Here is a 12,540-nt window from a genome sequence, read left to right as displayed (position 1 = left end):
CGACGGCCCGGCCCGCCGCCCCGCTGATCCGTCCCCCGGAGACCGCCATGACCGTGCTGCGCCTCGCCTCTCCCGCCCCCGTCGGCGTTCCCGCGCCGCGACCTGCCGCCGCCCCCTCGGGGTACCGGGTCTCCCTGGCCACCTGCCAGGACGACGTACGCGCCGCCCAGCGCCTGCGCCACCTGGTCTTCGCCGGAGAGCTCGGCGCCCGGCTGGACAGCGCCGAACCCGGCCTGGACAGCGATGCCTTCGACGCGTACTGCGACCACCTGCTGGTGCGCGAGACGGCCACCGGAGAGGTGGTCGCCACCTATCGGATACTGCCGCCCGAGGGGGCCAGGCTCGCGGGCGGCCTCTACGCCGAGAGCGAGTTCGACCTCGGGCGGCTCGGCCCGATACGCGACGACCTCGTCGAGGTGGGGAGGTCCTGCGTCCACCCCGCCCACCGGGACGGTGCCGTCATCGCCCTGATCTGGGCCGGACTCGCCCGCTACATGGAGCGCACCGGCCACACCTGGCTGGCCGGCTGCTGCTCCGTACCGCTCGCCGACGGAGGGGCGCTGGCCGCCCGGACCTGGGACACCGTACGGACCCACAACCTGGCGCCCGAGGAGTACTGGGTCACCCCCCACCGCCTCTGGGACACCACCGGCCACCCCGGCGGCGGCGCGGGCGGACGCGCCGGACTTCCGCCGCTGCTCCGCGGCTATCTGCGCCTCGGCGCATGGGTCTGCGGGGCCCCCGCCCACGACCCGGACTTCGGCGTCGCGGACTTCTACGTCCTGCTCTCGATGCAGCGGACCGACCCGCGCTACCTGCGCCACTTCCTCTCGCTGGCGCCGCTGCGGTGAGCGCCTGGCTGCCCGCCGCCCCCTGCACCCCGCAGGCCTGCGCGCGCCACGAGGGCGCCAGACGTGCGCCGCTGCCCGCCGTGGCCCTGCTCCTCGCCGGGTGCGCGCTCACCCTCCTCGGGGTGCTGTCCGTGCCGGCGGTGCTGCTCCTCGGGCCTTCGCGGCGCGACCGGCTGATCCGCCGATGGGCCTACGCGGTGGTGCGGGCCTTCGGCGTACGCGTACGGGTCACCGGGTGCCCGGTGGAAGGGGCGCGTCCGCCGGCCGGCGAGCTCGTGGTCGCCAACCACGTCTCGTGGCTGGACATCCCACTGGTGGCCGCCGTGCTTCCGGCCAGGATGGTCGCCAAGAGCGAGATACGCGCCTGGCCGCTGCTCGGGCCGCTCGCCGCGCTCGGCGGCACGCTGTTCATCGAGCGGGACCGGCTGCGGGCCCTGCCGCACGCGGTGCGGGCCGTCGCCGGGGCACTGGCGGCCGGATCGCGGGTCGCGGTGTTCCCCCAGGGCAGCACCTGGTGCGGCCGGAGCGGCGGCGGCCGGTTCCGGCCCGCAGCCTTCCAGGCGGCGATCGACGCCGGCTCCACCGTCCGGCCGGTCCGCATCAGCTACCGGACCACGGGGACGAACGCGGCGGGGGCCACCGCGTTCGTCGGGGACGACCCGCTCGCCGCCTCGCTGTGGCGCGTGGTGACCTCCGCCGGACTCACCGCCGAGATCCGGATCCTGCCGCCGGTGCCCGCGGACGGTGAGCCGGACCGGCGGGCACTGGCGCGCGCGGCTCAGTCAGCCGTCGCGAGCGACAGGGCGAACCTGCCCGCCGCGTCCGTCCACCACTGATCCAGCCGCATCCCCGCCGCGGCCAGTTCGTCGCGCACCCGTTCCTCGCGGAACTTCGCCGAGATCTCCGTGCGCAGTTCCTCGCCCTCCTCGAACTGCACCAGGAGGTCCAGCTCCCGGACCTTGACCGTCAGTGCCCGGCGGGCGCGCAACCGCATCTCCACCCACTCGTGGTCCGGGTCCCAGAGGGCCACATGGCCGAAGTCGTCGAGCGGGAAATCCGCCCCCAGCTCACGGTTCACCACCGCCAGCACGTTCTTGTTGAACGCGGCCGTCACACCGGCCGCGTCGTCGTACGCCGCCACGAGCGTCGCCTCGTCCTTGACCAGGTCCGTGCCGAGGAGCAGCCCGTCCCCGGGTTCGAGCCGCGCCCGTACGGACCGCAGGAAGTCGGCGCGCTCGTGGGGCAGCAGGTTGCCCAGCGTCCCGCCGAGGAACACCACCAGCCGCGGACCGGGACTCCCGGGCAGCTCCAGCGCATGCGTGAAGTCGGCGACGAGCGCGTGCACGGAGAGCCCCGGGCGCTCGGCGAGCAGCGCCTTTGCGGCGCCGGCGAGTGCACTCTCACTGACATCGACCGGTACGTACGTGTGCAGCGCGGGCAGCGCGTCCAGCAGATGCCTCGTCTTCTCCGAGGAGCCCGACCCCAGCTCGATCAGCGTCCGCGCCCCGGACGCCGCGGCGATCTCACCGGCACGGGCGATCAGGATCTCCCGCTCGGCACGCGTCGGGTAGTACTCGGCCAGCCGGGTGATCTCCTCGAAGAGGTCACTGCCGCGCGCGTCGTAGAACCACTTGGGAGGCAGCGTCTTCGGCTGCCTCGTCAGACCGCTCAGCACATCGGCGCGCAGCGCCGCGTCCGTGGCGTCCGCAGGCAGGGTGCGGGTCAGCAGGAAGGGACTCACGCGGTGGGCTCCTTGAGCGGGGTCAGCAGGACATCGGTGCGGGTCGCGGCCAGCAGAGTGCGGTCCGGGACCTCGCGCCAGTACGGATCGTCGTCGTAGGGCTCCGAGGCCACCACCGTGCGGCGGCCCGGTTCGTGGAGATACCAGAGGGAGTCGCCCCACGTGGTCGCCACGATGGTGGAACCGTCGGTGAGCAGCAGATTGAGACGTGAACCCGGTGCGGCGGCGCCGACGTCGAGAACCGTGTCGGCGACCGCCTGCGCTATCTCGTCACCCTGCTCCGCACGGTGGAGGACCAGCGCCCAGATCAGCGCCGAATCGCTCCGCGCCGCCAGGGCGAGCAGCCGCTCGGGAGGGAGACCCCCGGCCAGTGGTGCGAGGGAGCCGGGCCAGCCCCGCACCGCCCCGTTGTGACTGAACAGCAGACTCCCTTCGGCGAAGGGGGCTGCGGCGGCCTCACCGTCCGCCCCGGCGAACGTCGCGTCACGGACGGCGGCGAGCAGCGCCGTACTGCGCACCACGCGGGCCAGATCGGCGAAGGTCTCGTCGCCCCAGACCGGTCCGCCGCGACGGTAGCGCCCGGGGACGGGATCGCCCTCCGCATACCAGCCGACCCCGAACCCGTCGGCGTTCACCGTGCCGGACCGCTGGCGGCGGGGCTCCCAGGACTGGCGCACCAGCCCGTGAGAGGGGGAGACGAGCACCTCTCCCAACGCCACGGGCGGCCCGAGATAGGCGATATGACGGCACATCAGGCATCCCTCGCCGTGCGGAAACCGGAGAAGATCTGGCGCCGCACGGGAAGGTCCCAGTTGCGGAACGTGCCGCGGCAGGCGACCTGGTCCACGGCGAACGAACCGCCGCGCAGCACCTTGAGCCCCGGGCCGAAGAACACCTCGGAGTACTCGCGGTACGGGAAGGCGACGAAGCCGGGGTAGGGCAGGAAATCGCTCGACGTCCACTCCCACACGTCGCCGATCAGCTGGCCCGCACCCGCCGGGGACCGCCCCGCCGCATACGCGCCGGCTGCGGCCGGCCGCAGATGGCGCTGGCCCAGATTGGCCCGCTCGGGTGTCGGGTCCTCGTCGCCCCAGGGGTAGCGCAGCGAACGCCCCGAAGCGGGGTCGTGGCGGGCGGCCTTCTCCCACTCCGGCTCGGTCGGCAGACGCCGGCCCGCCCAGCGGGCGTACGCGTCCGCCTCGTACCAGCTGACGTGGAGCACCGGTTCGTCCGCGCGCACGGGCTCGGTCACCCCGAAGCGCCGCCGCAGCCACTGCCCGGCGTCGCGGTGCCAGAACAGGGGTGCGGTCAAGTCGTGTTCGCGGACCATCGCCCAGCCCCCGGGCGCCCACCAGCGTTCCTCGGCGTAACCGCCGTCCTCGATGAAGCGCTGGTACGCACCGCACGTGACCGGGGCGGTGTCGATGTGGAACGCCGCCACCTCCCGCCGGTGAGCGGGCCGTTCGTTGTCCAGCGCCCAGGGTTCGGTGGAGGTCCCCATGGTGAAGGGGCCGCCGGCGACCAGCACCTCGGTCGGCAGCGTGACGGAGTCGACGGGCTCCGGAGGCTCCGGAGCGCCGAGCACCGCCGGGCCGGACCGCAGTTGATGGGTGATCAGCATCGTCTCGTCATGCTGCTGTTCGTGCTGGGCGACCATGCCGAAGGCGAATCCCGCCCGCTCCAGGGGGCGGCCCCCGCCGTCCAGCGGAGCGCCGCCGAGGATGTCCAGCGCCCGGCCGCGCACCTCGGCGGCGTATGTCCGTGCCTCCGCGGGGGGCAGCAGGGGCAGCGAGGGCCGGCTCGCCCGGGAGTGCTCGAAGGCGTCGTAGAGTCCGTCGATCTCGGGGCGGATCGCCTCGCGGCCCCCAACAGCCCGGAGCAGCCACTGCTCCTCCTGGTTGCCGATGTGCGCCAGGTCCCAGACCAGGGGCGACATCAGGGGGGAGTGCTGCGCGGTGAGCTCGTGGTCGTCGACGCTGTCGGTCAGCAGGGCCGTGCGCTCGCGCGCGTCGAGCAGTGCGGCCAGGGCGCGCTCGCGCAGCACCTCCGCGTCGAGTTCCTGGCCGGTGTGCGGAGCAGGAGTGCCAGTCATCGGACCAAGCCCTTTCCGTATGGTGCCCGCGCCTGTGCCGGGTCGGGCTGGTCGTCGGCCGGACATCGGCCCCGGGCCACATATCGCTCATGGAACGCGGAGACCGTCCCGAGGACGTGATCGCTCGCCCCGATCCTGGGCAGCGCCTCCAGCGCGGCCGTGAAGCATGCCGCTGCCGCCGCCGCCAGCTCGGGATCGCTCAGCCCGTCACGGGCCGCTGCCGTCCACAGCGGGTTACGGGGCGCGGACGCCGGGCCCGCGGTCTCGGCCAGGGGTTTCACCGTGCGGTACACGGTCTCGGCCGCCTCCGGGTCGTCGAACAGGGCGGTCGCGACGGCCAGCGGCACCAGCCAGCCGTCGGTGCCGGACTGGGCGTCGATCATGCGCAGCTCCAGGTGCCCACGCGGGCGCACCGGGGGGAACAGTGTGGTGAGGTGATAGTCGAGATCGGCCCGCACCGGCGGCCTCGGGCCGCCGCCGCGGATCCAGTCCCGGAAGGTCAGACCGTCCGGAACGGCCCACGGGCCGTCGTCGCCGCGGACACACATCACGGACGTCGCGAGCACATGGGAGGCCCAGGCGTCCCGTGGCGCGAGACGGCTCTGCGGGGCGAGCGACCTGGCCGGATCGAGATGGGCCCAGAGCGCCTGCCGGGTCGACCGCCAGCCGGTGCGCCGCCCCTGCCTGAACGGTGAGTTGGCGAACGCGGCCACCAGCACCGCGCCCAGCAGATTGCCGAGCTGCCAGCGCCGTCCGTAGCCCAGCGGGCCCGGCTCCTCCTCACCGGCGTCCAGGCAGACCTGCACGGATGCGGAGGAGCACATCATGGCGCGGCCCGCGGGACCCGACCGGTCCAGTGCGGCCTCCATGGCGTCGTATCGCGGCTCCCTGAGCAGGCGACGGGGCGGATTCCACGGGTCCACGCCGAGGCCGGCCAGGGCCAGACCGGCCCGGCCGAGAGTGTCGCGTACGGAAACCAGATCGGCGGCCGTGGCGTCGACGCACGCCATCAGGGAACCCGCGGGCTGAGAGCTGAGCTCCAGCTGACCGCCGGGTTCGAAGGTGAGGGCGGCGTCCAGCCGTGTCGCGCGCACGGCGTCGGCCGCTGCGCGCAAGCGGTCGTGGGAGACAGCGACCTCGGGTTGCTCACGGTCGTGAATGAGCCATTCCAGCTCCACACCGACCGTCCGGGGCGGTCCCGTCTTGAAACATATGCCGCGGAGCAGATCCTCCGCCTCTTCTTCGCCGAGGGGCGCCGCGTCTGCGGGCGGGCCGTGCCGGCCGAGTGTTTCCGGGGGCATGCTGGGCCTCCTTTTCGGGTGCTTGCCTCCCACCCAAACCCTTACCGGGAGTTCGCACAAGGGTGCCCCTGTGCGACGAAAACCGGTTGCGTCCATGCCGCCGGTGCGTCCAGCATGCCCCGTATGCACCACACGGGGGCGCGCCGATGAGCGCACGACTGCGCGGCATCGCGAAAGACACCGAGTCCATCGTCCGGGCCGGGCGCTACCGCACGCCCGAAGGCCGCGAGGTTTCGATCGAACGGGCCCTGGCCACCGCGCTCTCCGGGACCCGGCTCTACGGCCCCGAGCCCGTGCCCGTGGCCGTCCTGGACACCGGCCGCAGCCCGGCCGTCGAGGTGACGGACGAGACGAGCCTGCGGGCGGCGCGCCGGATGACGGGCGAGTCGCCGGCCAAGGTCGCCGTCCTGAACTACGCCTCCGCACGCAATCCCGGCGGCGGCTATCTGAACGGCGCGCAGGCGCAGGAGGAGTCCCTGTGCCGCGGCTCCGCGCTCCATGCCACACTGCTGCGCGCCCCTGAGTTCTACGCGCACCACCGCGCCGAGCGCAGCGCCCTCTACACCGACCGGGTCATCCACTCACCCGGTGTGCCGGTCTTCCGCGACGACCGGGGGAGGCTGCTCGAATCCCCGTACACCGCCGGATTCCTCACCTCACCCGCGCCCAACGCCGGGGTCGTCCGCAGCCGGTACCCGGACCTGGTCCCGCGCATCCCCGCCGTGCTGGCGAGCCGCGCCGAACGGGTCCTCGAGGTCGCCGCCGTCCGCGGTTACCGGCGGCTGGTGCTGGGCGCCTGGGGCTGCGGCGTCTTCATGAACGACCCGGCCGACGTGGCCGGCGCGTTCCGCGCCCTGCTCACCGGTGGCGCGCGGTTCGCGGGCCACTTCGAGCAGATCGTCTTCGGCATCCCGGACCGCGATCCCGACTCGGCCGTCCGGGCGGCCTTCACCCGCGCGTTCAGCGGTCAGCTCCAGCCGTAACGCTCCCGCAGCCGCCCCACGACCAGGTCGTACCTCGCCCGGTCCAGCGCACAGGCCTCGCGCCGCATCCCGTCCTCGTGCACCCTCAGCACCCGGTCCAGGTCCACCCAGGACGGCCGTCCCGAGCTGTCCCACGGGCCCGCGCCCAGTGAGATCCACTCGTGGTCCTCCTCGTGCTGCCTGCTGGACAGCTGTACGGCGAGAAGGGTGCCCCTCTCCTCCCGGGCCACGACGAGAACGGGCCGGTCCTTGCCGCGCCCGTCGTTCTCCTCGAACGGCACCCAGGTCCAGACGATCTCGCCCGGGTCCGGATCGCCGTCCCGGTCGGGGGCGTACGAGGTGCGGACGGGGCCCACCTCGCGGGGTTCGGCCTCCGCGGTGGCGGCGGGGCCGCTCCGGCCGGGGAAGTCGGTCGTGCTGTCGCTGCTGTGATTGGTGTGCTGGAACGTCATCGCAACACCGTAGAACCTGTACGCCCCAGTTCGTGGAGCGGGTCGGCGAAACGGGCCGCGGGCTCGGCCTCATGATTCGCGAGCGGTGACGCCTTCCCCATGATTCGCGAGAGGTGACGCCTTCCCCTTAGGGTGCCCCGGCACGCGGGGCGGGCGTGGGGGTCTGCGAGACTGCCGGACGCCATGAGCCAGTTACCCCAGCAGCCCGCCGGTATCTCCGTCCCGACCAGCGCCGACGTGGCGCGGCTCGCAGGAGTCTCCCGGGCCACCGTGTCCTACGTACTGAACAACAACGCGACCGTGCGGATCAGTGAACCGACCCGCCGCCGGGTCAGGGAGGCCGCCGCCGGGCTCGGTTACGTCCCGCACGCGGCAGCCCGGAGCCTTCGTGCCGGGCACACGAGAACGGTGCTGCTGCCCGCCGCGCAGGCGCCCGCCGTGCCGCTGTACCAACGGTTCCTGACCCGGCTCGAATCGGATCTGCGCCGGCTCGACTACACCGTCGTGCAGTACGGCAGCATCGGCCTCGAACCTGACGAGGCGGCCAGAGCCTGGGCGGAACTCCGCCCCGTCGCCGTCGTTTCGCCCGGCGCTACGGCCCTCACCCCGTACGGCATAGGAGTGCTCACCCGCTCCGGCGCCAAGGCCGTGATCACACTGGGCCCGCAACCGGTCGACGGCGCGCACGCCTTCGTCATGGACCAGCGAGAGGTCGGCGGCTGCGCGGTCCGCCATCTGCTCTCCCGCGGGCGGCGCAGGATCGGGGTGGTCGTGCCCCGCGAACCGGACCTCGCGCTGTTCGCCGAACCACGCCTGGCCGGAGCGGTGCGCGCCGCGGAGGACTCCGCGGCGCCGGCCCTGATCCAGCCGCTGCCCCTGCGGTACGACGAGGAGTCGGCCGAGGACCTCGCCGCCCGCTGGCGGACGCTCGGCCTCGACGCGGTGTTCACGTACGACGACGAATACGCGATGCTGCTGATGCGAGCGCTCCAGGACACCGGAGTCGAGGTACCCGCCGAGACCGCGGTGATCGGCGCCGACGACCTGATGCTCGGCAGGCTGCTGCGCCCCCGGCTCAGCAGCGTCACCATCGAACTGGCGACGGCCCAGCCACCGGCGGAGATCATCGACCGGCTGGTGCGGAGCCCCGGTGGCGCACCGGAACGCCACTATCTGCTGCGGGCCGCGGCGGTGGCACGGGATTCGAGCTGACCCGGCCGACCGGGTGTCGCGACGTGCGCGGCAGGCGGCGGATGTCTAGCGTCGGGAGCATGAGCCATCCGCAGAGCTACGAGATCCTGCTGTTCCCGGAACCGGAGGAAGCCGGCGCCGGGGCACCCGCGCCCGGCACCGCCATCCGCTCCGCGGTCGTGGCAGCCACCGGGGACACCGGGACATCGGGCTATCCGCGCTACGCGGGGGACGGCATGGAGGCGGACATCGACCCGGCCTCGCACACCGTGGAGGCCCTGCTGGTGGACGGTGCGGAGCTGGACTTCGGCCTCACGGTCAGGATCGCCGAGCACATCGGCGGTACGCAGGAGGCAGAGTCGGCGGAAGGGGAGACCGGGGCAGCAGAGGGGCGAGGCGGCGGCGCAGCGCCGCAACCGGCCTCCGGACAGGACGACGCCGCCCCCGGCTCCCCTTCGGCTCCCGCCCGGGAGCAGCCCGGAAACGGCTGAGCCGGGCACCGCCCCATGATGAGGGCCCGGCCTGGACGGCCGGGCCCTCATCACGTCTGGCGCACATCCGCAGGGACTACTGCTGCTCCGGCTGCGCTTGCTGTGCCTGCTGCTCGTCGACGGACTTGCGTACCTCGTCCATGTCGAGGTTGCGCGCCTGGCCGATGACATCCTCCAGCGCCGCCTCGGGGAGCGCCCCGGGCTGCGAGAAGACCGCGACGTTGTCCCGGACGATCATCAGCGTGGGGATGGACCGGATCTCGAAGGCAGCCGCCAGTTCCTGCTGCGCCTCCGTGTCGACCTTGGCGAAGACCAGGTCGGGGTGGCGCTCGGAGGCCGAGTCGTAGACCGGGGCGAACTGCCGGCACGGACCGCACCAGGAAGCCCAGAAGTCGATCAGAAGGAATTCGTTGTCGCTCACGACCTGATCGAAGTTTTCCTTGGTGAGCTCTACGGTGCTCATACTCTCTTACCTCTTCCTGGGACCGTTCGGACCTGTCCGGCACAACGGTGACGTCACTTGCGGTATTCCGCCTGCCCGTGTGGCCGCGGGGCACACCCCCGAGGACACTGTTCCCATGACGGATGCTGAGGGTGTGCGGAGCAGTGAATACGACCTGGTGGTCATCGGGGCCGGCCCCGTGGGGGAGAACGTGGCGGACCGTGCAAGGGCGGCAGGACTGAGTACCGCGGTGATCGAGTCCGAACTCATCGGCGGCGAGTGTTCCTACTGGGCGTGCATGCCCAGTAAGGCGCTGCTGCGTCCGGTCGTCGCACGTGCGGAAGCGCGCCGTGTGCCCGGGCTCAGCGGTGCGGTGCAGGGGCCGCTCGACGCTGACGCCGTCTTCGCCCACCGTGACTACGAGACCTCTCACTGGAACGACGACGGCCAGGTCGCCTGGCTGGACAGCATCGGTGCCGACGTCTACCGCGGCATGGGCCGGCTGACAGGCGTCCGGCAGGTGTCCGTCACGGCCGCCGACGGTTCGGAGCAGCACCTCACCGCCCGGCACGCCGTCGCCGTCTGCACCGGGAGCCGGGCCGTCGTCCCGGCCCTGCCCGGCATCGCGGACGTCTGGCCGTGGACGAGCCGCGAGGCGACCAGCGCCAAGGAGGTGCCCGGCCGGCTCGTCGTCGTCGGAGGGGGAGTGGTCGGCGTGGAGATGGCCACCGTCTGGCAGGGGCTCGGGGCCGAGGTGACCATGCTGATCCGTGGGAAGCACCTGCTCCCCAGAATGGAGCCCTTCGCGGGCGAGCTGGTCGCCGAGGCACTCACCGAAGCCGGCGCCCGGATCCTCACCGGAGTCTCGGCCACCGAGGTGCGCAGGGCCGGCCACGACGGGCCGGTGACCGTGGAACTGGACAACGGGGAGCGGCTGGAGACCGACGAGATCCTGTTCGCCACCGGCAGGGCCCCACGCACCGAGGACCTCGGCCTCGACACGGTGGGGATCGAGCCCGGATCCTGGCTCACCGTCGACGACAGCTGCCTCGTGGAGGGCAGCGACTGGCTGTACGCGGTAGGCGACGTCAACCACCGCGCGCTCCTGACCCACCAGGGCAAGTACCAGGCCCGCATCGCGGGAGCCGCGATCGCTGCCCGCGCGCAGGACACCCCTCTGCTGGAGACCGGCCGCTGGGGCGCGCACGCGGCCACCGCCGACCACGCCGCCGTCCCCCAGGTCGTGTTCACCGACCCCGAAGCGGCCTCGGTCGGCCTCACGCTCGCCGAGGCCGAGGCGGCGGGCCACCGGGTCCGCGCCGTCGACTACGACCTGGCCTCGGTCGCCGGCTCCGGTCTGTACGCGCAGGGGTACAGGGGCCGGGCCCGGATGATCGTCGACCTGGACCGCGAGATCCTGCTCGGCGTCACCTTCGTCGGACCGGGCATCGGTGAACTCCTGCACTCGGCGACGGTCGCCGTGGCCGGAGAGGTCCCCATCGACAGGCTCTGGCACGCGGTGCCCGCGTACCCGACGATCAGCGAGGTGTGGCTCCGGCTGCTGGAGACCTACCGCGGTTGAGTACAAACGGTGGAGGCGTGGGGTGCGCAGATGGAGCTGCGAGCCATGCAGCGCCGCAAGCGTGAAGCGACCATCAAGGCCCGGCAGGCCCGCCGGGTGGAAAGCCAAGCCCTTCTACGGCTACGAGTACATACGGCGGGCTCCCACGGCGTCCGTGTCCCTCCACGGCCACGCCTCTACGGTCATTCGGAACGCTGCTCGAAGGATTCTTTCCGACCCCGAACGGATCACGCTGTCTTCGGAGGCGCGGACATCGACCTGCACACGGTGACCAAGAGCCAACTCGTCGAAGGCCTCGCCCGGCACGGCCTGTCGTTCGACCGCCACCTGCGGCACATGGACGAGCCCGTCCTGCCCTGGCACACCCTCAACCACGTCCATATCACTGCCGAGGAACAACCGGCCACCTCCCCCTACGAGCGCGAGAGCACCCGCGGGTGAACGGCTTCCCCCTCCACCCGGGCAAGCACACCCTGCCCGCCGTACCCGCTCGGCCGAACACGCCACGTACGTCCGCACCACCGACCTGGAAGCGGACCTCTCCACGCTCGACGGAGTGGTCCTTCTCCACCAGGGGCGGCTGCTGACCGCACACCCAGGCGGCACCATTCTCGTAGCCGAGCGGGCGAGGCTGTCGAGGTCGGCGCGGTCGGCATCATGAGGATCGGTTCGCGCAGCCCTTGCTCGCTGATCCGGCCGGCATGTGACTCGACGGCCTGTCGGCAATGCGCCGCGTAACGGCGATACGTGGCGTACCTGGCTTATATCGCCGTAACGGGCGTGATGTACGTGTCAGTCCACTTCCAGGGCGTCCAGGGCCAGCGTGTGGGCGATCGCGAGGCGGCGGTCGATGTCGGGCGCGAAGATCTCAAGTACGTACCGGGTGTGCAGCCCCAGCTTCTTGGTGACGGTCATCAGAAGCTTGCCGCTCTCGGTGTACTTGAAGCGGTACGGCCAGATGAACGGCACGTATTCGAGATAAGGCACGAACTCCCAGACGAACCGGACGAAGGCCACCACCCGGCTGCGCTCGCGGCCGGTCAGCTTCATCGTCCCCGGCTGCCGCACCTGCCATGTCCTGCGGAGGAAAGACGCGCCCGCGTCCTCGTAGAACGACCCGAAGGACTGGCCCGAAGCGTCCCGCACGTCGTACATGTAGCCCACTTCGTGGTCGCGGCCCTTGAAGGCGGCGAGAACGGACTTCCTGGACGCGTCCGTATAGACGGTCACCTGCCCCCTGAGCGACAGCCGCTTCTCGCGTGCGTAGGCGACGGGCTCGCCCTCGGAGCCGTCCGGCCGGGCCACGCTCACCACGTACTCGCCGGCCGTGAGGCTCAGTGTCTTCTTGATGACGAAGGTGTCGTGGGACTGGATGTCCGGTGCTTCCGCGGGGGTGGGGGCCAGGGTTGGGGCG

13 protein-coding genes and 1 pseudogene are annotated in these 12,540 nt (G+C 72.2%); 7 read left to right on the top strand and 7 right to left on the bottom strand.

Features of this window, described 5'->3' with window-relative positions; genetic code table 11:
• The first annotated feature begins 47 nt into the window (after nt 1–47).
• Together BFF76_RS05560 and BFF76_RS05555 are read left to right on the top strand one after the other, a co-directional pair.
• Nucleotides 48–851 carry a GNAT family N-acetyltransferase gene (locus tag BFF76_RS05560; protein WP_065847441.1) on the top strand — a complete coding sequence of 268 codons (804 nt, stop codon included), beginning with the start codon at nt 48–50 and terminating at the stop codon, nt 849–851.
• Nucleotides 848–1,687, top strand: a complete 840-nt coding sequence (locus BFF76_RS05555; protein WP_031100466.1) for a lysophospholipid acyltransferase family protein — start codon at nt 848–850, stop codon at nt 1,685–1,687. Before BFF76_RS05560 ends, BFF76_RS05555 begins: the two co-directional genes overlap by 4 nt.
• On the opposite strand, the gene egtD is transcribed toward BFF76_RS05555, so the two are convergent.
• The 4 genes from egtD to egtA are packed head-to-tail and all read right to left on the bottom strand — an operon-like array spanning nt 1,630 to nt 5,985.
• Nucleotides 1,630–2,592, bottom strand: a complete 963-nt coding sequence (egtD, locus tag BFF76_RS05550; RefSeq protein ID WP_065847439.1) for an L-histidine N(alpha)-methyltransferase — start codon at nt 2,590–2,592, stop codon at nt 1,630–1,632. The two genes, BFF76_RS05555 and egtD, sit on opposite strands and share 58 nt — an antisense overlap.
• Nucleotides 2,589–3,344 carry an ergothioneine biosynthesis protein EgtC gene (gene egtC, locus BFF76_RS05545; protein WP_065847437.1) on the bottom strand — a complete coding sequence of 252 codons (756 nt, stop codon included), beginning with the start codon at nt 3,342–3,344 and terminating at the stop codon, nt 2,589–2,591. Before egtC ends, egtD begins: the two co-directional genes overlap by 4 nt.
• Entirely contained in the window at nt 3,344–4,684 is a 1,341-nt protein-coding gene (egtB, locus tag BFF76_RS05540) for an ergothioneine biosynthesis protein EgtB (protein WP_031100463.1), read from the bottom strand. The genes egtC and egtB overlap by 1 nt, the downstream gene beginning before the upstream one ends.
• Nucleotides 4,681–5,985, bottom strand: coding sequence for an ergothioneine biosynthesis glutamate--cysteine ligase EgtA (egtA, locus tag BFF76_RS05535; RefSeq protein ID WP_065847436.1), 1,305 nt, complete (start codon nt 5,983–5,985; stop codon nt 4,681–4,683). The genes egtB and egtA overlap by 4 nt, the downstream gene beginning before the upstream one ends.
• Before the next feature lie 146 nt (nt 5,986–6,131).
• Between egtA and BFF76_RS05530 the strand changes: the two genes are divergently transcribed.
• Nucleotides 6,132–6,968 (top strand): TIGR02452 family protein, encoded by an 837-nt coding sequence (locus tag BFF76_RS05530; RefSeq protein ID WP_031100458.1) that lies wholly within the window; start codon nt 6,132–6,134, stop codon nt 6,966–6,968.
• On the opposite strand, the gene BFF76_RS05525 is transcribed toward BFF76_RS05530, so the two are convergent.
• Complete coding sequence (locus BFF76_RS05525; protein WP_031100456.1) at nt 6,953–7,420, bottom strand: type II toxin-antitoxin system PemK/MazF family toxin; 468 nt, start codon at nt 7,418–7,420, stop codon at nt 6,953–6,955. The two genes, BFF76_RS05530 and BFF76_RS05525, sit on opposite strands and share 16 nt — an antisense overlap.
• A gap of 183 nt (nt 7,421–7,603) precedes the next feature.
• On the opposite strand from BFF76_RS05525, the gene BFF76_RS05520 reads away from it, so the two are divergent.
• Both BFF76_RS05520 and BFF76_RS34645 read left to right on the top strand, forming a co-directional pair.
• Nucleotides 7,604–8,632 carry a LacI family DNA-binding transcriptional regulator gene (locus BFF76_RS05520; protein ID WP_031100453.1) on the top strand — a complete coding sequence of 343 codons (1,029 nt, stop codon included), beginning with the start codon at nt 7,604–7,606 and terminating at the stop codon, nt 8,630–8,632.
• 59 nt (nt 8,633–8,691) lie between these two features.
• Nucleotides 8,692–8,940, top strand: a pseudogene (locus BFF76_RS34645) (hypothetical protein); the annotation flags it as partial.
• 238 nt (nt 8,941–9,178) lie between these two features.
• Here the strand turns inward: BFF76_RS34645 and trxA are convergent.
• Entirely contained in the window at nt 9,179–9,565 is a 387-nt protein-coding gene (gene trxA / locus BFF76_RS05510) for a thioredoxin (protein ID WP_031100448.1), read from the bottom strand.
• A gap of 115 nt (nt 9,566–9,680) precedes the next feature.
• Here trxA and BFF76_RS05505 point away from each other — a divergent pair, with 115 nt between their 5' ends.
• On the top strand, nt 9,681–11,126 hold the full coding sequence (locus tag BFF76_RS05505) for a dihydrolipoyl dehydrogenase family protein (RefSeq protein WP_065847435.1): 1,446 nt from the start codon (nt 9,681–9,683) through the stop codon (nt 11,124–11,126).
• A 267-nt stretch (nt 11,127–11,393) separates the two neighbouring features.
• Entirely contained in the window at nt 11,394–11,567 is a 174-nt protein-coding gene (locus tag BFF76_RS30975) for a hypothetical protein (RefSeq protein ID WP_244167228.1), read from the top strand.
• Nucleotides 11,568–11,918: 351 nt separating this feature from the next.
• Here the strand turns inward: BFF76_RS30975 and BFF76_RS05500 are convergent.
• The coding region (locus tag BFF76_RS05500; protein ID WP_420877204.1) for an LURP-one-related family protein at nt 11,919–12,540 on the bottom strand (622 nt) is incomplete at its 5' end.

The organism is Streptomyces mutomycini (genome assembly GCF_001700505.1).
GTDB classification, from domain to species: domain Bacteria; phylum Actinomycetota; class Actinomycetes; order Streptomycetales; family Streptomycetaceae; genus Streptomyces; species Streptomyces mutomycini.
Note: the sequence above shows the minus strand (reverse complement) of the source record. Positions and strands in the feature narration are given on the sequence as shown.